At 71.1% G+C, this 18,333-nt stretch carries 17 protein-coding genes; 7 read left to right on the forward strand and 10 right to left on the reverse strand.

All coding sequences use genetic code 11. The features are described from left to right. Nucleotides 1-83: 83 nt before the first annotated feature. On the reverse strand, nucleotides 84-2,366 hold the full coding sequence (locus tag ACIOGX_RS30330) for a HelD family protein (RefSeq protein WP_401917820.1): 2,283 nt from the start codon (nucleotides 2,364-2,366) through the stop codon (nucleotides 84-86). 222 nt (nucleotides 2,367-2,588) lie between these two features. Between ACIOGX_RS30330 and ACIOGX_RS30335 the strand changes: the two genes are divergently transcribed. Then, entirely contained in the window at nucleotides 2,589-3,218 is a 630-nt protein-coding gene (locus ACIOGX_RS30335; RefSeq protein WP_356511997.1) for a GntR family transcriptional regulator, read from the forward strand. A 19-nt stretch (nucleotides 3,219-3,237) separates the two neighbouring features. Here the strand turns inward: ACIOGX_RS30335 and ACIOGX_RS30340 are convergent, their stop codons facing one another. The 3 genes from ACIOGX_RS30340 to ACIOGX_RS30350 form a co-directional block, all read right to left on the reverse strand. Further along, a complete protein-coding gene (locus ACIOGX_RS30340) occupies nucleotides 3,238-4,005 on the reverse strand; it encodes an NPP1 family protein (RefSeq protein ID WP_356511999.1) in 768 nt (255 codons plus the stop codon). 253 nt (nucleotides 4,006-4,258) lie between these two features. Then, nucleotides 4,259-5,077: a carbon-nitrogen hydrolase family protein gene (locus ACIOGX_RS30345; protein WP_401917822.1), complete on the reverse strand. Its 819-nt coding sequence runs from the start codon at nucleotides 5,075-5,077 to the stop codon at nucleotides 4,259-4,261. 230 nt (nucleotides 5,078-5,307) lie between these two features. Continuing rightward, nucleotides 5,308-6,633, reverse strand: a complete 1,326-nt coding sequence (locus ACIOGX_RS30350; protein ID WP_356512003.1) for an MFS transporter — start codon at nucleotides 6,631-6,633, stop codon at nucleotides 5,308-5,310. Nucleotides 6,634-6,798: 165 nt separating this feature from the next. Here ACIOGX_RS30350 and ACIOGX_RS30355 point away from each other — a divergent pair, with 165 nt between their 5' ends. Then, nucleotides 6,799-7,605, forward strand: a complete 807-nt coding sequence (locus tag ACIOGX_RS30355) for a DUF2848 domain-containing protein (protein ID WP_401917824.1) — start codon at nucleotides 6,799-6,801, stop codon at nucleotides 7,603-7,605. Nucleotides 7,606-7,693: 88 nt separating this feature from the next. Here ACIOGX_RS30355 and trxA read toward each other — a convergent pair whose 3' ends face one another. Beyond that, on the reverse strand, nucleotides 7,694-8,026 hold the full coding sequence (trxA, locus tag ACIOGX_RS30360; protein WP_356512007.1) for a thioredoxin: 333 nt from the start codon (nucleotides 8,024-8,026) through the stop codon (nucleotides 7,694-7,696). Then, on the reverse strand, nucleotides 8,023-8,493 hold the full coding sequence (locus tag ACIOGX_RS30365; RefSeq protein ID WP_401917826.1) for a MerR family transcriptional regulator: 471 nt from the start codon (nucleotides 8,491-8,493) through the stop codon (nucleotides 8,023-8,025). The genes trxA and ACIOGX_RS30365 overlap by 4 nt, the downstream gene beginning before the upstream one ends. Before the next feature lie 333 nt (nucleotides 8,494-8,826). Here ACIOGX_RS30365 and ACIOGX_RS30370 point away from each other — a divergent pair, with 333 nt between their 5' ends. Beyond that, nucleotides 8,827-10,242 (forward strand): glycoside hydrolase family 16 protein, encoded by a 1,416-nt coding sequence (locus tag ACIOGX_RS30370; protein ID WP_401917959.1) that lies wholly within the window; start codon nucleotides 8,827-8,829, stop codon nucleotides 10,240-10,242. Nucleotides 10,243-10,427: 185 nt separating this feature from the next. Here ACIOGX_RS30370 and ACIOGX_RS30375 read toward each other — a convergent pair whose 3' ends face one another. After that, nucleotides 10,428-10,895 (reverse strand): MarR family transcriptional regulator, encoded by a 468-nt coding sequence (locus ACIOGX_RS30375; RefSeq protein ID WP_356512009.1) that lies wholly within the window; start codon nucleotides 10,893-10,895, stop codon nucleotides 10,428-10,430. Between the two features lie 76 nt (nucleotides 10,896-10,971). Between ACIOGX_RS30375 and ACIOGX_RS30380 the strand changes: the two genes are divergently transcribed. Beyond that, the gene (locus tag ACIOGX_RS30380; protein ID WP_356512011.1) at nucleotides 10,972-11,313 is read left to right on the forward strand and encodes an HGxxPAAW family protein; all 342 of its coding nucleotides are present in this window, start codon (nucleotides 10,972-10,974) and stop codon (nucleotides 11,311-11,313) included. 103 nt (nucleotides 11,314-11,416) lie between these two features. Here the strand turns inward: ACIOGX_RS30380 and ACIOGX_RS30385 are convergent, their stop codons facing one another. Both ACIOGX_RS30385 and ACIOGX_RS30390 read right to left on the reverse strand, forming a co-directional pair. Next, on the reverse strand, nucleotides 11,417-11,878 hold the full coding sequence (locus ACIOGX_RS30385) for an NUDIX hydrolase (RefSeq protein WP_401917829.1): 462 nt from the start codon (nucleotides 11,876-11,878) through the stop codon (nucleotides 11,417-11,419). A gap of 55 nt (nucleotides 11,879-11,933) precedes the next feature. After that, on the reverse strand, nucleotides 11,934-12,635 hold the full coding sequence (locus ACIOGX_RS30390; protein ID WP_401917831.1) for a 1,4-alpha-glucan branching protein: 702 nt from the start codon (nucleotides 12,633-12,635) through the stop codon (nucleotides 11,934-11,936). Between the two features lie 210 nt (nucleotides 12,636-12,845). Between ACIOGX_RS30390 and ACIOGX_RS30395 the strand changes: the two genes are divergently transcribed. Further along, nucleotides 12,846-14,051, forward strand: coding sequence for a cytochrome P450 (locus ACIOGX_RS30395; protein ID WP_356512017.1), 1,206 nt, complete (start codon nucleotides 12,846-12,848; stop codon nucleotides 14,049-14,051). 279 nt (nucleotides 14,052-14,330) lie between these two features. Here the strand turns inward: ACIOGX_RS30395 and ACIOGX_RS30400 are convergent, their stop codons facing one another. Then, complete coding sequence (locus ACIOGX_RS30400) at nucleotides 14,331-15,704, reverse strand: cation:dicarboxylate symporter family transporter (RefSeq protein WP_356512019.1); 1,374 nt, start codon at nucleotides 15,702-15,704, stop codon at nucleotides 14,331-14,333. Between the two features lie 136 nt (nucleotides 15,705-15,840). Here ACIOGX_RS30400 and ACIOGX_RS30405 point away from each other — a divergent pair, with 136 nt between their 5' ends. Both ACIOGX_RS30405 and ACIOGX_RS30410 read left to right on the forward strand, forming a co-directional pair. Continuing rightward, the gene (locus tag ACIOGX_RS30405; protein WP_401917833.1) at nucleotides 15,841-17,472 is read left to right on the forward strand and encodes an ATP-binding protein; all 1,632 of its coding nucleotides are present in this window, start codon (nucleotides 15,841-15,843) and stop codon (nucleotides 17,470-17,472) included. Nucleotides 17,473-17,615: 143 nt separating this feature from the next. Beyond that, entirely contained in the window at nucleotides 17,616-18,275 is a 660-nt protein-coding gene (locus ACIOGX_RS30410) for a response regulator (protein WP_383972828.1), read from the forward strand. Nucleotides 18,276-18,333 lie beyond the last annotated feature (58 nt).

The following is an 18,333-nucleotide window of genomic DNA, read 5'->3' on the forward strand; positions in this document are numbered from 1 at the left end:
GGAGCGGGACTCCGGTGAACAGGGACCGCACGGGGCGGCCCGCGCACCAGTGCGCGCGGGCCGCCCGCGTCATGAGCGGGGGCCTACGATGTCGCCGTCTTCAGCCGGGACGGGACCTCCGCGTCGCGGACGATTCCGAGCCGCTGGGTCGCCCGGGTCAGCGCCACATACAGATCGTTGGTCCCGCGCGGCGAGCCGTCCATGATCCTCTCCGGGTCGACGACGATCACGGTGTCGAACTCGAGCCCCTTCGCCTGCCGGGCGTCGAGCAGGACGACGGGCCGGGTCAGATCGGGCGCGATGCCCCAGGAGGCGTCGGGCAGTTCGGCCGCGAGGCCGGGCAGCAGCGCGGCCGGGGCGATCACCGCGAGACGCCCCTCGCCCGGGTGGTCGGCCACCAGTCCGGCCGCCGTACGGGCCAGATCCCCCGGCCTCGCGGAGCGTACGAGCGGTCCCTCGCCCGTCGCGCGCACGGACCTCGGCGGCTCGAAGAGCGGGTCCGTCAGACGCCGTACCTCGGCCGCGACCTCCATGATCTCGGCGGGCGTACGGTAGTTGACGCCCAGCTTGGTCAGCTCCCAGCGCTGCCCCACGTACGGCTCCAGGATCTGCTGCCAGGAGTCGCAGCCGGCCGCGTCCCCGGTCTGCGCGGGGTCGCCGACCAGGGTCATGGACCGGCTCGGGCAGCGGCGCATCAGCAACCGCCAGGCCATCGCGGACAGTTCCTGTGCCTCGTCCACGACGATATGGCCGAAGGCCCAGGTGCGGTCGGCGGCGGCCCGTTCGGCGGCGCTGCGGGTGTCGGCCTCCTCGTGCCGCTCCGCGAACCGCTCGGCGTCGATGATGTCGTGCGCGGCGAGGACCTCCGATTCGTCGTCGTCCCTGTCCTCGAACTCCTGGGTACGGGAGCCGTAGGACAGTTCGAGCACGCCCTGCGCGTAGGCGATCCGCTCCTGGCGCTCCAGCGCGGCGGCGGCGCGGGCCGCGCTGTCGTCCTCGCCGAGCAGTTCGGCCGCCTCGTCCAGCAGCGGTACGTCGGCGGGGGTCCAGTCGATCCTGGCGTCGGTGCCGGTCCGGGCCCCGGAGCGGCGTACGGCGGCGGCGTCGCGTGAGCCGAGCAGGGCGCCCGGATCCGCCAGGAAGTCGGAGACGAGCTGCTCCGGGGTGAGCGTCGGCCACAGCGTGTCGATGGCCGCCTGCACCTCGGGACTGGTGGCGATCTCCTTGCCGAGCTGGGCGATGTCCGCCGGGTCGAGGAGGTTGGCACCGCCGAGCGGGTCGGCGCCGATCCGGCCGGCGAGCTGGGAGGTGAGCGCGTCGATGATCCGGAAGGCGAACGTCGGCCGGGCGCGGTTGTGCGGCAGTCCGGTGTCCCGGGCGCGCTGCCGTGCCTCGTACACCGTGTCGCGGTCGAGCACGAGCGTGCCGTACTCGGCGTGCTCGATCTCCATGACTGGACGGGGCAGCGACTGCCGGCCGCGCAGTTCCTCGGCCAGTACGCGGGCCATGTCGGCCCGGCCCTTGACCTCGGCCGCCTCGGGGGTGTCCTGACCGGTGGCCCGTACGCCCGGGAACAGCTCCCCCACGGCCGACAGCAGCACGCCGGTCTCACCGAGCGAGGGCAGCACCTCGCCGATATAGCCGAGGAAGGCGGGGTTCGGGCCGACGATCAGCACGGCGCGGCGGGCCAGTTGCTCGCGGTACGCGTAGAGCAGATACGCCGCCCGGTGCAGCGCCACGGCGGTCTTGCCGGTGCCGGGACCGCCCTCGACCACCAGCACACCGCGGTGCGGGGCGCGGATGATGCGGTCCTGCTCGGCCTGGATGGTCTGCACGATGTCGCTCATCCGCCCGGTACGCGCGGAGTTCAGCGCGGAGAGCAGGACGGCGTCACCGTCCGGGTCCTCGTAGCCGGTGCGGGTGGTGTCGGTGAGGTCCATGATCTCGTCATGGAGCGCGGTGACGCGGCGTCCCTGGGTGGTGAGATGGCGTCGTCTGCGCAGCCCCATCGGGGAATGGCCGGTGGCGAGATAAAAGGGGCGTGCCACGGGGGCCCGCCAGTCGATCAGCAGCGGGGTGTGTTCCGGGTCGTCCCTTCGCATTCCGATGCGTCCGATGTGATGGTTCGTCCCCTCGCCGAGATCGATCCGGCCGAAACAGAGACCGGACTCGACCGCATTCAGCGCGGACAAGCGGACCGAGTGTTCCGCGACACTGATATCGCGCTCGACGCGGGCCTGCCGCACCGTGTTGACCTGGCCGATCGACGCCTCCATGGCGGTCTCGGCCTGCTCCCTCAAGGCATCGAGGCGCTCATAGAGGAGGGAGACGAATTGCTGCTCGTTCTGCAATTCCTCGGTTGACAATTCAGCCCCTGTCCGATACGCTGCTTTCCAGTGACCTGGTCCATGTCATTAATTTCAAGACGTGGAAACAATCAATATACGCAGAGCAGCACCCCGGCCGTCAATTCGGTTCCGGGGTTTTTTTGTGTGCTTTTCGTGTGCCCCGCACCCCCTTTCGCGCGCACCACGCGGCCGGGGGAATCTGTATACTCGTTGTATGCAACCTTCGCTGTGGGGGAAGTCATGACGTCGGGCAGGGAGAAGGCGTACGCGTTCCTCAAGGAGAACGTACTCACCGACCCGGACAGGCAGGGCGAGTTCCTCTCCGAACAGGAGCTGGCGAACCGCATCGGGGTCTCCCGTACCCCCATCCGTGAGGCGCTGCTGCTGCTCGCCGCCGAGGATCTCGTACGGCTGGTCCCCAAGCGCGGGGCGCAGATCGTTCCGCTGTCGGGGCGGGAGATCACCGAACTGATGGAGCTGCGCGGCATCGTCGAGCGGTACGCCGCGGAGCAGGTCGTCCCCGGGGACCGGGACGCGCTGGTGGCCGATCTGACCGGGCTCCTGGAGCGGCAGCGGACCCTGAGCGGGCCCGAGCACGCCAAGGAGTTCATCGCGGTGGACCATCTCTTCCACGCGACGATCGTGGCCGCCGCGGGCAACTCGCTGCTCAACCGGCACTACGACGGGCTGCGCAGCCGGCAGATCCGGGCCGGCGTGGTGGCGCTCTACAACCAGCAGGGGCGGCAGGAGTCCGTACTGACCGAGCACCGCGCGATTCTGGCGGCGATCGCCTCCGGTGACCGGCCGGCCGCGCACAGCGCGATCGACGGTCACCTGGAGACGACGCTCAAGGTCCTGCTCGCCGGTTAGGTACGTCCGGCGTTGTCCGTCAGGCGTTGGGGTCGAACGGGATGCCGACCGGCTTGGCCTTCTGCAGGTGGCCGTTGAAGTTGCCGTCCTTGAGGCCGAAGACGGCGCTGCCGAAGTTGGCCTGGCTCAGCTTGTCGCGGAGACCGGCCGGGTAGCCGTTCCAGCCGACCAGCGTGGGGAACCGCCAGGTGCCGTAGTGGTTCTCCGGCGGCTCGTCGTTGGAGTTCGCGGCGCGGAAGGCGTGCGTGCCGATGCCGTCCTTGTGGTAGACGACCTTGGCGTGCGTGCCGTCCCAGCGGATCTGGTCACGGGTGTGGATGTTGAAGTTGCCGTGGGCGGAGGTGGAGACGTACTGCACCTCGTTGTTCTGCACCCACACCACGACATGCTCCCAGTCGTGACGGTGCCCGCCGAGCCCGCTGCCGGCCACGGCCTGGTCCTTCTCGAAGTAGAGGCCGTACATGATCGCGCACCAGCCGTTGTTGCACTTGGACCGCGCGTATCCGTTGGTGTTGTCGAGGTCCCAGGAGTCGCGGCACGAACCGTTGACGGCCCCTGTCGTGTTGAGGCCGGGGGCTATGGTCCCGTCGGGGCCGATGGCGGGGGTGGGGTAGCAGCCGTCCGTGTCGTAGTCGAAGGCCGGCTGGAACGTCTGCTCCATCCCGTCCGCGTTGCCGGGCAGGGCCCCGGGGGGATCGGCGAGCGCGCTGCCCGGCACGGCGATGACCAGCGCGATGGCGCTGCCGAAGATGAGCGAGACCTTGCGGATGCGCGAGCTTTTCTTCACTGCGTCCTCCTGATCGGCCGCGACGTGGGGTACGCGGTCCGGTTGACATGCCCGGATCACCTTCCCCCGCCCTCGTTGACGCGTCGCGCATCGCCGGATGTCGGAGCGATGAAGGGTCAGCCAATACCGAGGGGGGTGGAGGAGACGGGAGTTACACGCTGAGTGAAGTGTGACGGCAGAGGACGCCGAAGTGAAGCATGCCGAAGGGAAGGCGTCCGAAAACGAGTTGGGTTCGGACGCGCTTCCGCTTCCGTCAACTCGTCTTGTTCAGTCTGCGGTTGGCCAGCACCGGTATGGCACGGCGCACCGCGGCCACCTCGTCCGGATCCACGTCCGCGAGCAGCGTCCCCGGGCCGGCTCCGAGGCTCCGGCGTACGGTCCCGTCGGGGCCGATGAGCGCGCTGTGGCCGATCCCGGTGGGGGCGGGCGACGTCACGGCGCCGTCCGCCGGTCCCGTACCGGACGCCGCCGGATCGGCCTGGCCCACGGCGGCGAGCCAGAGCGTGGCGTCCAACGCCCGTGCGCGCGTGAGCAGTTCCCACTGCTCGCGCTTGCCGGGGCCGGCGCCCCAGGAGGCGGGGAGCACGGAGAGCACCGCTCCGGCGTCGGCGTGCGCCCGGAACAGTTCGGGGAAACGGACGTCGTAGCAGGTGGCGAGGCCGATCCCGACCCCGTCCACCTCGATGGTGACGACCTCGGAGCCGGCCGCGACGGTGTCGGACTCGGCGAAGCCGAAGGCGTCGTAGAGGTGGATCTTGTCGTAGGACGCCTCGACGCCCGGACCCGTGGCGAGCAGGGTGTTGGCCACCTTGCCGTCCGGGGCCGGGGTGAACATGCCCGCGACCACGACGAGTCCGGTCTCCTCGGCGAGCCGGCGCACCGCCGTGGCCCAGGGTCCGTCGAGCGGTTCCGCCAGCGGCGCCAGGGGGGTGCCGAAGCAGGCCATCGCGGCCTCGGGGAACACGATGACGCGGGCGCCCTCGTCGGCGGCGCGGTGGGCCTCGGAGCGGAGGAGCGCGAGATTCCGCTCGGGGTCGGGGCCGGTGGTGAGCTGGCTCAGCGCGATGCGCATGAGGTGGTTCCCTTCTCGGGCGCGGATGCGGGTGCGGGGTCAGGGGGCGGCGGGTCCGGCGTGCGGGTGCGGGTGCGGGTGCGGGGTCAGGGGGCGGCGGGTCCGGCGTGCGGGTGCGGGTGCGGGGTCAGAGGGTGGCGGGTGCTGGCGCGGGTCCGGTGCGGTGCGGTGAGTGGGGGCGGCGGGTGCCGGGCCGGGGTGGGGGGTGTGCGTGCGTGCCGGTGTACGGGCTACGCCCCCGCGCGGGCGGGCTGTTCCGTACCGTTCAGGTCCTCGTCGTCGGCGGGGTTCCCGTCCCGCCCCAGACACAGGCCGACGATCGTGACCACCGCGGTCAGCGCGACGTAGAGGGCCAGCGGGATCCATGAGTCGTACGCGTCGAGCAGCGCGGTGAACAGCAGCGGCGCGACGGCTCCGCCGATGACCCCGGCCAGCGTGTACGCGAGCGAGGAGCCGGTGTAGCGCAGGCGCGCGGAGAACTGCTCGGCGATGAAGGCGGCCTGCGGCCCGTACATCAGCGAGTGGATGGCCAGCGCCACCACGACCCCGAGCGCGAGCAGCGGCCAGTTGCCGCCGCTGGTCATCGGGAAGAACAGGAACGGCCATACGCCGGCGGCCACGGCGGAGACGCCGTACAGCAGACGCCGGTTGATCCGGTCGGAGAGGGCGCCGGCCAGCGGGATCAGGAAGACCTGGAACGAGGAGCCGATCAGGACGGCGGCCAGCGCGGACCCGCGCGACATGCCCAGTTCGCCGGTCGCGTAGGTCAGGACGAAGACGGTGAACAGCGCGTACAGCACGTCCGGGGCGACGCGGCTGAGGATCGCGGCCGTCAGCGCGCGGGGATGCGTGGTGAAGACCTCGCGGATCGGCGCCTCGGGGCGCTTCTGCTCGGCCTCCATCGCCTTGAAGACCGGGGTCTCCTCCAGCTTCGCGCGGATCCACAGCCCGAAGACGACCAGGACGCCGGAGAGCAGGAAGGCCACACGCCAGCCCCAGGAGGTGAACTGGGCTTCCGTCAGCAGGGCGCCGAGGGCGGCGAGTACACCGTTGGCCATCAGGTTGCCCGCGGGCGGGCCGATCTGCGCGGCCGAGGCGAAGAAGCCGCGCCGGCGCGGATCGCCGAACTCGCTGGAGAGCAGTACGGCCCCGCCCCACTCGCCGCCGACACCGACGCCCTGGGCGAAGCGGAGGATGACGAGGGCGATGGGCGCGGCCACACCGATCGTGGCGTAGGAGGGCAGCAGACCGATCAGGAGGGTCGCGGCCCCGATCAGTACGAGGGTCGCGATGAGGACCTTCTTGCGGCCGATCTTGTCGCCGAGACGGCCGAAGACGAAGCCGCCCAGGGGCCGGGAGACATAGCCGACGGCGTAGGTGGAGAAGGCGAGGAGAGTGCCGGTGGCGGGGTCCTCGGAGGGGAAGAAGACATCGCCGAAGACCAGCGCGGCGGCCACGGAGTAGATGGCGAAGTCGTACCACTCCAGGGCGGTCCCGGTGAGGCTGGCGAAGAAGGCGCGGCGGACCGCGGACCCGCCGAACGATTGCGTTTCCATTCCCTTACCCCTGCCCGTGTCCATGTTCGTGCTGTTCTTCACGATGTCCGTCCTTGCTGAGGTGCGCTATCGACCTTCCGGCATACTTCTTGTATACAGGTCGTATGCGCAAGCCTTCCGCGCAAAGTTAACCTCGCCGATACCGCGATCGATGTGGAGAACCCCATGGCGCTGCTGACCTTCGAACTGCCCGACGGCACCACCAGGCGCGTCGATGTCGTCCAGGTGCTCAACGCCGGCTACGCCGGACGCAGCCAGGACGATGTCGCCGCGCATGTGGCGGAGCTGGCCGAGCTGGGGGTGCCGGCGCCGTCCGTGACGCCCGCGCTCTACCCGGTCTCCCCGTATCTGGCCCAGCACACCGACCGGGTCAGCGTCCAGCACGGGCGCACCTCGGGCGAAGCGGAATGGGCTCTGGTGGTGGACGGCGACGGGGAGCTGCTGCTGACGGCCGCCTGTGACCACACCGACCGTGAGCTGGAGGTGCACGGTGTGGCGTGGAGCAAGAACGCGGGCCCGGACGTCCTCGCTCGGCGCGCCTGGCGGCTGGCCGACGTACAGGAGCGGCTGGACACGCTGACCCTGCGGGCATGGGTGAGCCACGCCGCCTCCGGGGGCTCTGGGGACGGCGCGGGCTCTGACGGCTCGGGGTCTGGGGACGGCGCGGGGTCTGGGGACGGCGCGGGCTCTGATGGCTCGGGCGGCGCCGGGGGCTCGGGTGGCTTCGGGAAGGAGACCGTCATCCAGGACGGCACGCTGGCGGAGCTGCTCACCCCGGGCTACTGGGCCGAGGTGCTGCGGGAGCGCGGTGATCTGCTGCCCGGTACGGTGCTGATCTCCGGCACGATCCCGATGGCCGAGGGCGTGGACCAGTTCGCCGACCGCTGGCGGGTCGAGCTGGGCGACCCGGCCACCGGTGACGTGATCGAGCTGGCCTACGACGTGGTGCGGATGCCGGCGCCCATCGGCTGAGCCCGCGTGGGCGCGGTGGCGCCTTCGGCGCCTTTGGGGAGGGGCCGGGGTGGGACCCGTACGGGATTCCCCCGCTCCCCTCGAAGCGTCAGACCACCTCTTCCAGCTCCTGGAGAAGCTTGCGCTTCGGGCGGGCTCCGACCATGGACTTCACCGGTTCGCCCGCGCGGAACACCATCAGCGTCGGCATCGCGAGGACCCCGTACCGGGCCGTGACCTCGGGGTTGCTGTCCACATCGAGCTGGACGACCTTGAGCCGGCCCGCCTGCTCCCCCGCCACGGCGCTCAGCACCGGCGCGAGCTGCCGGCAGGGGCCGCACCAGTCGGCCGTGAACTCCACGAGCACGGGGAGTCCGGCCTTGAGCACCTCTTCGTCGAAGTCCGTGTCCGTCACGGCGTCGACACCGTCTATCACGATCATTTCTCTGTCTCTCCTCGATGGGTACGGCCGAATTCACGCGCGCTCGTGTGTGGTGTCAGTTCGCACCGCGGCTCGGGGCCGCCCGGCACCTCCGCCTGGGCCGCCAGCCCGGCCCGCGCCGCCTCGGCCTGCGCGAGCTGCGCCCCGACCTGGGCACGTACCGACTGGAGCTCACCGATCAGCCCGTCCAGCTCGCCGAGCTTGCGGCGGTAGACGGCGAGCGAGGCGGGACAGGAGTCCCCGGCCGGATGCCCGGCGCGCAGGCACTCCACGAACGGCCGCGTCTCCTCCAGATCGAACCCGAAGTCCTGAAGGGTCCTGATCTGCCGGAGAAGCCGCAGATCGCTCTCGTCGTACGTGCGGTAGCCGTTCACCGCGCGCCGGGCGGGCAGCAGCCCGCGTGACTCGTAGTAACGCAGAGTCCGCGTGGTCGTCCCCGCCCGCTCCGCCAGCTCGCCGATTCGCATGTCTTCGACCGTAATCCTTGACGCCCAGGTCAAGGCAAGGGAGCCGGGGCGAGGCAGTCAAGGCGCGGGGACAAGGCCACGAGAGAGGCATTGACGGTGTGCCCCGGCGCCGTTACAAGACGTACTGAGAGCGCTCTCAGGCTCCAGCTCCAGGCTCCGTCCCCGCTCTCCCGTCCCGCTCCTCGGCACCATCCGCACCGGAGGTGTTCCTTGAGAACCAGTCGCATCAGATCCGCTCCCCGCACCACCCCTCCCCGTTTCGCGCCCCGTACACCCCGTACGTCCCGCACGCCCCGTACGCCCCGTACGCCCCTCATCGCCGCGTTCCTCGCCATGGCCGTCGCACTGGCCGGGTTCGTCGGCGTGACCGGCGCCGGTACGGCCCAGGGCGCGATACCGCCCGCGCCCGGCTGGAACCTCCAGTGGGGCGACGACTTCAACGGCGCGGACCGCACTCCGCCCTCCGCCGCCAACTGGCAGACCGACACCGGCCACGGCTACCCCGGCGGGCCGGGCAACTGGGGCACGGGCGAGATCCAGAACTACACCGCGAGCCCGGACAATCTGAGCCTCGACGGCAACGGAAACCTCCGGATCACCCCGCTCAGGGACGGCGCGGGCAACTGGACCTCGGCCCGGGTCGAGACCCGCCGCGCCGACTTCAAGGCTCCGGCGGGCGGCACCCTCCGTATCGAGGGCCGTATCCAGATGCCGAACGTGACGGGCGACGCCGCGCTCGGCTACTGGCCCGCCTTCTGGGCCCTCGGCTCGCCGTACCGGGGCAACTACTGGAACTGGCCGGGCATCGGTGAGTTCGACATCATGGAGAACGTCAACGGGATCAACTCCGTCTGGGGCGTGCTGCACTGCGGTGTGAACCCGGGCGGTCCGTGCAACGAGACCACCGGACTCGGCGCCAACCGCGCCTGCCCCGGCGCCAGTTGCCAGTCCGCGTTCCACACCTACCGCTTCGAGTGGGACCGCGCGGTCACCCCCAACGAACTGCGCTGGTACGTGGACGACCAGCTCTTCCACACCGTGCGGCAGAACCAGATGGACGCCGGTACCTGGGCCAACATGACCGACCACGCCGGGTACTTCATCCTCCTCAACGTGGCCATCGGCGGCGCGTTCCCCGACGCGCTCGGCGGCCGGACCCCGACCGCCGCGACGGTTCCGGGCCGCCCCATGCTCGTCGACTACGTGGCGGTATGGACCCGTGGCGGCACACCCCCGACGGACCCGCCGACGGACCCGCCGACCGATCCGCCGCCCTCGGGCTCCTCGACGCTGTACGCGCGGACGGGCGCCGGACTCGGCGACTCCGCCGGTTCGGCCGCGTCGGCCGCCCTCGCCACGGCGGGCGGCGCCAACTACGACGGCACACCGCACACCCCGCAGGTCTTCACCTCCAGCGGGATCACCCGTGCGTACAACGGCGGTGCCACACAGTTCGACCTGTTCGTCGACGCGGGCACGTCGGTCGGCAACGGCCAGCAGGTCAGGGTGAGTTACGACCGCACGGGGGACGGCACCTGGGACCGTACGGAGACCTACGCGTACTTCGCGACCGACCCCGTCCCCGGCTATGAGCACTACACCCAGGCCAGGGGCCTGAGATCGGCCACCGGATCGCACGGCGACCTGGTCAACGGGAAGGTACGGATCGAGGTCTGGAACGCCATCGGCACCGGCGCGAGCACGCTGGGCATCGGCAACCAGTCGGTGATCCGGATCCCGTTCGCCTGAGCCGGCGCGGCGCGAGAAGGCCGGTACGGGCCGCCATATCCGTACCGGCCCTGGATCGCAGACAGCGCCATGCCGCGCGGGAGAACGCACAACAACCACCCGATCGGGTCCGTCAGCGCCGATGGGCGCGCCCCGGACGAAGCCTCACGCGGCGCGGACGCGCCCCGCGTCTTCGAAGTCCCGCCCTAACAGGACTCCTCCAGGTACGTGCGCGCCAGCGCGCCGGCGCGGGTGAGCCAGTCGGTGAGTACGGCGATCTCGTCCGGCGAGTAGTCCGCGCAGAGTTCGGCGAGCAGCGTGTAGTACGGCCCGTAGACGGCGCGCACCCGCTCGGCGGCGTCCGGGACCGCGGTGACGCGCACCCGGCGCCGGTCGGCGGGGTCCGGTCGGCGGACCACGAAGCCGCCGCGCTCCAGGCGGTTGAGAATGCCGGTCACCGCACCCGTCGTGACCTGTGCGCGCGCGGCCAGGTCACCGGCGGTGACCAGGGCACCCTCGGCCTCCATGACGTGCGCGAAGCAGACGAGGTCCTTGACGCTCAGCCCCAGGTTCCGGGCGAACTCCTGACGGCCGACGAGGTTCGTCGCGACGAGATCGTCCAGCGCGCCGATCGCGTCCGCGGCGGAGGCGGTGGGGCGCGGCTTGCCCTCCATTGATATTCCTTAGTACGTAAGATAAATTCCTCACTTGCTAAGACATCATATCCCCGCAGCGCTGGGAGGCAGGTACGTGAGTGGACACCACGACGAGGGGCACACCCTCGCGGGATGGGTCGGGTCCGCCGTCGCCATGGCCGGGTCCCTGGCCATCGGTGTGGGCGTCATCGGCTGGCGCCCGGGAATCTGGTGGGGGCTGATAGCCCTGGTGGCGGCGGCGCCGGCCACGTGGGGCCTGCACCTCGCGGGCTGGGGCAAGCCGCCCCACCCGCGAAGCGTCGGCCGGCGGGGACTCATGGTGCGGGACCGCTCCGCGCGCGAGGGGCACACGAACTGCCGCGGGTGCCGGCTGGCAGGACGGCGGGGTGTCCGGGCCCGCACGGCCGGCACCTCCGACGAGAGCGTGCCTCTCTGACGGTCCCCTGGACGATGGGCCCATGGACGATGGGCCCATGGACGATGGGCCCATGGACGCCGTCGATGAGCCCATGGAGGCCGTCCCCGAATCGGCGGCGGCCTCAGTGCTGGATCAGGCCGCCGACCGGGACGGGAGCGACGTGGCCGGTCGCCGGAAGGGTCCGCGCCAGAGCGAGGCCGATGTCGACCAGCGACGATCTGCGCAGACCGGCGACGTCGGGGACCGGAGTCCAGACGGACGCGGCGGTTTCACCGTTCGGCTCGGGCCGGAGTCGACCGCCGGTGACGCGGACCTGGTAGAAGACGCCGACATTCTGGTGCTCCGGTCCGCCGGGGACGGTGCGTTCGGCGGCGGGGATCACCCGTGAGTCCACGCCCAGCAGGCGTTCGGCCACCGCGTCGCAGCCGGTCTCCTCGGCGACCTCCCGGATCACCGCGTCGAACGGATCCTCCCCGTGCTCGACCCTGCCACCTGGAAGAGTCCAGGTTCCCGAGACGTGATGGGCGAGCAGCACGCGCCCGTTCTCGACGCACACGGCGTACGCCGCCAGCCGGAAACTCATGCCCGGACCTCCCCCCGCCGGGCGCCGCTCCGCCGGGCCATATGGCTGGTCATGGTCATTCAGGCGCGCCGTCACGCACGACGGCGTACGGGCCGCGCGCCTTGGCGCCGTTCGGCAGAAGCCAGTCGGCGGTGACATGGCCACGGACCCCTGCGGCGTGGGTGGTCGACTCGGCCGGCTCCGGCCGCAGTACGCGGTTCACCCGGATGGTCAGCTGCCTGGCCGGTCCACTCGGCGCCCCGGGCGCGGCGGCGGTCATCAGGCGCAGATCCGTACCGTGCGGCCCGTCGGTCACGTCCACGGAGCTGATCGGGGCCGTGTGGCCGGCCCCGGCGAAGTGGGCGGTGACGGACGGGTCCGGGGTGTTGTCCACGCTCTGGGCCTGCGGTTCGGCCTCGCCGAGTACGAGAGCGAACAACTGGGCGACGAGCACCGGGTCGTGGGCCCCGTCGTAGATCCACCGCCGCCCCAGCACGCCGTGCTCCGACGTGCCGATGAGCGCGTGATCGGCGCCGGGGAGCGGTGCTCCGCGGTAGCCGAGGGGCACCTGATAGGTGATCGGCCGGTCTCCGGACTCGTCGGTGACCGCCATGAACTCGATCCCCACCTCGCCCTGCGGGTCGTCGAGCCGGAAGCCGCCGGCCTTGGCGAGCCGGGGCTCATGCCCGCCGCCGAGGTTCCAGGGCTGGGCGGGCAGCCACGAGGCGAGGAGTTCGAGCTTGCCGGGTGTCATGGTGGTGCGGTGGATGACAGCCATGTCTGGCCCCTTTCCCGATGGTTGCGCTCATCCTGCCACCCGGTCCGCCGACGGAGGCTTCCTCGTGCGGACGCTCCCGTACACCCCTGGACACCCCCGCGCACGCTCCCGCGCGGTCCGTACCCATTTGCCGGGCGGTAGGCATATCCCCGAAATGGGCGAGGTACTTATCTCTCGCCCACCACGTCCGCGCACGTCCGGGAGTACGCGATGACCGAAATCGGGGAAACGACCACCTGTCCGTTCGACTTCAGCACCGGTCTGGACTTCGACCCCTCGCTCGGGGACCTCATGTCCCAGGGGCCCGTCACCCGGATCCGGCTGCCCTACGGCGAGGCGGACGCGTGGCTGGTCACGAATTTCGACGGGGTGCGACAGGTGACGACCGACCCCCGGTTCAGCCGCGCGGGCATCATGAGCCACGACTACCCCAGGATGACCCCGGAACCGATCGTCTCCCCCGAGTCGATCAATGTGATGGACCCGCCCATCAGCAGCCGGCTGCGGCGGCTGGCCTCGCAGGCGTTCACGCCGCGGCATGTGGACCGGATGCGGCCCGCCGTCGAGGGGATCGTCGACCAGCTCCTCGACGAGATGGAACGGGAAGGCCCGCCGGCCGACCTCGCCGCCCATCTGTCGAACAAGCTCCCCCAGCACACCGTCTGCGAGCTGCTGGGCATCGCGCCGCCGGACAGGCCGCGGATGCAGGAGTACGCCCACCAGCTGCTGTCCACGGCCCCGGACTCGCGTCAGGCCGCCGCGGACGCCAAGGCGCGGCTGCGTGAGTACTTCGGCGGGCTGGTGGCGGAGCGGCGGCGCACCCCCGGGGACGATCTGATCAGCGCGCTGGCCGCCGCCAAGGACGGCGACGACGTCCTGGACGACAAGGACCTGGCGGTCATGTCGCTGACGCTCATGCTGAGCGGCCATGACACGGCGACCTGCCAGATCAGCAATATCGCGTACCTCCTGCTCACCCGCCCGGAGCTGATGGACCTGGTGCGGAGCCGGCGCGAGTCGCTCACGCCGGTGCTGGACGAGCTTCTCCGGTACATCCCGTTCCGCAAGGGGGTGGGCATTCCGCGTGTCGCGACCGAGGACGTGGAGATGGGCGGGGTGCGGATCCGGGCCGGTGACTTCGTCCATGTCTCGTATCTGACGGCGAACCGCGATCCGGAGCGGTTCGCCGACCCCGATGTCATCGACCCGCACCGTCCGCCCACTCCGCACATGACGTTCGGCTGGGGCGGCCACCGCTGCATCGCCGCTCCCCTGGCCATGGCGGAGCTGGAGGCCGCCATCGGGCGTCTGGTGGACCGCTTCCCGGGGCTGCGGCTCGCGGTCCCGGCCGAGGAGCTGCGCTGGGACACGGAGACGATCCGGCGCTTCCCGCACGAGCTGCCGGTGGCCTGGTAGACGGCCCTCCCGCCCCCGGAGAGCCCTCGCAGCCCCGCACGTCGCACAAGCCCCCGCAGTCCCGCACGCACAACCCCGCACGGTCCCGGACAGTCGTCCGTACCGCTGCCGTCCGTACCGGTGCCCGATCACATCGGTACGGACGGCAGCGGTACGGAAGGCACCCGCCCACACAAAACTGACCGGCCGCACGGAAGCGCCTCCGTACGGCCGGTCTTCAGGGGCCGGGGCTGTGGGGGGGGTGTGACCCCGGCCGGGATCATGGTGCGAGTGCGGGGATCAGACCCCGGCCTTGTCCGTCTGGGTGGCGGCGCGGGACTCGGGCACGTCCTTCGCGACGTCGTCCGGCGCGTCCGCCGGACCACCGTGGTCGTCCACCAGGGTCTTCTCGTCGAACGGGATGTGTCCGGCCAGCACCTCGTCGACGCGGCCCTTGTCGATCTCCTTGGTCCACGTACCGATCAGGACCGTGGCGACCGCGTTGCCCGCGAAGTTCGTCATGGCGCGCGCCTCACTCATGAAGCGGTCGATGCCGACGATCAGACCGACACCGTCGACCAGCTCGGGCCGGTGCGACTGGAGGCCACCGGCCAGGGTCGCCAGACCCGCGCCGGTGACACCCGCCGCGCCCTTGGAGGCGATGATCATGAAGAGGAGCAGCGACACCTGCTCACCGATCGAGAGCGGGTCGCCCATGCCCTCGGCGATGAAGAGCGAGGCCATCGTCAGATAGATGGCCGTGCCGTCCAGGTTGAAGGAGTAACCGGTCGGGACGGTGATGCCGACGACGGGCTTGCTGACACCCAGGTGCTCCATCTTCGCGATGAGCCGCGGCAGCGCCGACTCGGAGGAGGAGGTCGAGAGGATGAGCAGGAACTCGCGGCCCAGGTACTTCAGCAGCGAGAAGATGTTCACGCCCGCGATCAGCCGCAGCAGCGCGCCGAGGACGAGGAAGACGAAGAGCGCGCAGGTGATGTAGAAGCCGATCATGATGATCGCGAGCGACTTCAGGGCGTCGAGGCCGGTCTCGCCGACCACCGCCGCGATGGCGCCGAAGGCACCCACCGGCGCGGCCCACATGATCATCGCGAGCATGCGGAAGACCAGGCGCTGGATGTGTCCGATACCACGCAGCACCGGTTCGCCGGAGGAGCCCATGGCCTGGAGCGCGAAGCCCGCCAGCAGCGCGACCATCAGCGTCTGGAGGACCGAGCCCTCGGTGAAGGCGGAGACGATCGTCGTCGGGATGATGCCGAGCAGGAAGTCCGCGGTGGACTCGCTCGCGCCGCTCGCCTGGGCCGCGCCCGCCTCACGGGTGGCCTCGGTGAGGTGGAGGCCGGAACCGGGCTCCAGGATGTTCCCGACGACCAGGCCGATGGCCAGGGCGACGGTCGACATCAGCATGAAGTAGCCGAGGGCGAGCCCGCCGACCGCGCCGACCTTGGCGGCCTTCCTGACCGACCCGACTCCCAGCACGATCGTGCAGAAGATCACGGGCGAGATCATCATCTTGATGAGGTTCACGAAGCCGGTACCGATCGGCTTCAGCTCGACGGCCACACCAGGAGCCGCGAAGCCCACCAGAATGCCGAGCGCCACGGCGACGATCACCGCGATGTACAGATAGTGGGTACGGTCCCGCCTTGCGGCCACGGGTCCTCCTTGACTCGTCTCCTGCGAATCCCCCGTCCCTGTCCCGAGGGGTCCCGGTGACTATCCACCACCGTGTGACGCCGGTCACCCTTACGTTCATTTCGTTCATATGAATCCGGCCAGGCATTCTTGTTTCATGCATCTGCCGCGCCCCCGCAGTCTCGCCGCCCAGCTCTTCGCGATGCAGGTCGTGCTGGTCGCGGCCGTCGTCGCGGGGTGCGCGGTCTTCGCGTACGTCACCGGTCGCGCCCATACGGACGAGACCGCACGCAAGCAGGTTCTGGCCACGGCGCACGCGCTCGCCGACTCACCATCGGTACGCGAGGCGATCCGTACCCCGGATCCGAGCGCCGCACTCCAGCCGTACGCGGAGCGTGTGCGTCGCGACACCGGCCTCGACTTCATCACGATCATGAACCCGGAGGGGATCCGCTGGACGCACCCCGATCCGGCGCAGATAGGGATGCCCTTCCTGGGCGGCAGAGCGCCGGCCCTGCGCGGCGAGACCTTCACCGAGACGTACACCGGCACGCTCGGCCCGTCGGTCCGCGCGGTCACCCCGGTGCGGGACGGCGACCGGATCACCGGTCTGGTCAGCGTCGGGATCACCGTGGACCGGATCTCCGACGAGATCACCCAGCAGGTCAGAGTGCTGGCCATGGCCGCGGGCGCGGCCTTGGCGATCGGCGGACTGGGTACGTATGTGATCAACGCGCGGCTGCGCCGGCACACCCACGGGATGAACGCGGCGGAGCTGAGCCGGATGCACGACTACCACGAGGCGGCGCTGCACGCCGTGAGCGAAGGGCTGCTGATGCTCGACGGCGGGCGCAGGATCGCGCTGATGAACGACGGCGGGCGCGAGCTGCTCGGTCTGGACGACTCCGCGGTGGGCCGTCCCATCGCCGAGCTGGGGCTGCCCGCACCGCTCACCGGCGCGCTGCTGGCCTCGGAGCCGAGAGTGGACGAGGCGCATATGACCGCCGACCGGATCGTGGTCGTGAACACGCGCCCGGTGGTCGGCGGGGAGCAGCGCGGTACGGTCGTCACCTTGCGCGACCACACCGAACTCCAGGCGCTGTCCGGCGAGTTGGACTCGGAGCGGGGCTTCACCCAGGCCCTGAGGTCACAGGCGCACGAGGCGGCCAACCGGCTGCACACGGTGGTTTCGCTGATCGAACTGGGACGGGTGGAGCAGGCGGTGGAGTTCGCCACGGCGGAGCTGGAGCTGGCACAGGCGCTCACGGACCGGGTGGTGGGCGCGGTCGGCGAGCCGGTCCTCGCGGCCCTGCTGCTGGGGAAGGCGGCGCAGGCCAATGAACGCGGTGTGGAGCTGGAGCTGGCCGAGGACAGCCGGATCGACGACGGCGTTCTCCCGTCGACGCTCCCGGCGCGCGATCTGGTGACCATCCTGGGCAATCTGATCGACAACGCGATGGACGCGGCGCAGGGCGGCGAGGGCGCGCGGATCATCGTGACGGCCCTGGTGGAGGACGACGAGCTGCTCCTGGGCGTGCGGGACACCGGGGCCGGGGTCGCTCCCGGCGACATGGACGAGGTGTTCCGGCGCGGCTGGTCGACCCGGGGCCCCGGGCGCGGTCTCGGCCTGGCGCTCGTACGGCAGGCGGTGCACCGCGCGAACGGGACGGTGAAGCTCGCGGAGGGCCCGGAGGGCGGCGCGGAGTTCACCGTACGGCTGCCGCTGGCCGGGCGGCGGCCGGTCGTCGCCGCCGGGACCGCCGACGACGGGATCGAGGCGGCGCGGTGAGCCCCGGCCCCACGGACCCGACGGTTCCGGCCGGCCATCCGGGCCACACAGGCCCCACCGGCCACCCAGGCTCGGCCGGCCCCTCGGGACCGGCCGGACCAGCCGGGCCCACGGGCCCCGGAGAGACGGCGATCCGTGTCCTCGTGGTCGAGGACGATCCGGTCGCGGCGGACGCCCATCAGCTGTACGTCGGCCGGGTGCCCGGCTTCACCGTCGCGGGCGTCGCCCACTCCCGGGTGGAGGCCGGCCGGCTGCTGGAGCGTACGGACATCGATCTGATCCTCCTCGACCTGTACCTCCCGGACGGGCACGGCCTCCAGCTCCTGCGCAGCCTGCGGGCCGGCGGGCACCACGCGGATGTCATCGCGGTCACCTCGGCGCGCGACCTCGCGGTGGTACGGGAAGGCGTGTCGCTCGGGGTCGTCCAGTACGTACTGAAGCCCTTCACCTTCGCCACCCTCCGCGACCGGCTCGTACGGTACGCGGAGTTCCGGGCGGCGGCCGGCGAGGCGAGCGGCCAGGAGGAGGTGGACCGCGCGCTCGGCGCGCTCCGGGCGCCGCAGCCCTCCTCGCTGCCGAAGGGGCTGAGCGCCCCCACGCTGGAAGCGGTGACCCGTACGCTGCGCGCGTCGGCCGACGGACTCACCGCCACCGAGGCCGGGACCAAGGTCGGGATCTCCCGGATCACCGCGCGCCGCTATCTGGAACATCTGGTCACCAACGGGCGGGCGCAGCGCAGTCCCCAGTACGGGCAGGTCGGGCGCCCGGAACTCCAGTACCGCTGGCTCCCCGCGACCCACTGACCGACCCGCCCTCCGCGCGAGCCGTACCGGAAGCCACCCCCGTCACCGTTACGCCGGG

This window comes from Streptomyces sp. NPDC088147 (assembly GCF_044741565.1).
GTDB lineage: Bacteria > Actinomycetota > Actinomycetes > Streptomycetales > Streptomycetaceae > Streptomyces.

Coding starts and splice junctions, on each gene's coding strand:
- ACIOGX_RS30335 (WP_356511997.1), top strand. CDS start 2,589: ATGACGTCGGGCAGGGAGAAGGCGTACGCGTTCCTCAAGGAGAACGTA.
- ACIOGX_RS30345 (WP_401917822.1), bottom strand. CDS start 5,077: ATGCGCATCGCGCTGAGCCAGCTCACCACCGGCCCCGACCCCGAGCGG.
- ACIOGX_RS30350 (WP_356512003.1), bottom strand. CDS start 6,633: ATGGAAACGCAATCGTTCGGCGGGTCCGCGGTCCGCCGCGCCTTCTTC.
- ACIOGX_RS30355 (WP_401917824.1), top strand. CDS start 6,799: ATGGCGCTGCTGACCTTCGAACTGCCCGACGGCACCACCAGGCGCGTC.
- trxA (WP_356512007.1), bottom strand. CDS start 8,026: ATGATCGTGATAGACGGTGTCGACGCCGTGACGGACACGGACTTCGAC.
- ACIOGX_RS30365 (WP_401917826.1), bottom strand. CDS start 8,493: ATGCGAATCGGCGAGCTGGCGGAGCGGGCGGGGACGACCACGCGGACT.
- ACIOGX_RS30370 (WP_401917959.1), top strand. CDS start 8,827: ATGGCCGTCGCACTGGCCGGGTTCGTCGGCGTGACCGGCGCCGGTACG.
- ACIOGX_RS30375 (WP_356512009.1), bottom strand. CDS start 10,895: ATGGAGGGCAAGCCGCGCCCCACCGCCTCCGCCGCGGACGCGATCGGC.
- ACIOGX_RS30385 (WP_401917829.1), bottom strand. CDS start 11,878: ATGAGTTTCCGGCTGGCGGCGTACGCCGTGTGCGTCGAGAACGGGCGC.
- ACIOGX_RS30390 (WP_401917831.1), bottom strand. CDS start 12,635: ATGGCTGTCATCCACCGCACCACCATGACACCCGGCAAGCTCGAACTC.
- ACIOGX_RS30395 (WP_356512017.1), top strand. CDS start 12,846: ATGACCGAAATCGGGGAAACGACCACCTGTCCGTTCGACTTCAGCACC.
- ACIOGX_RS30405 (WP_401917833.1), top strand. CDS start 15,841: ATGCATCTGCCGCGCCCCCGCAGTCTCGCCGCCCAGCTCTTCGCGATG.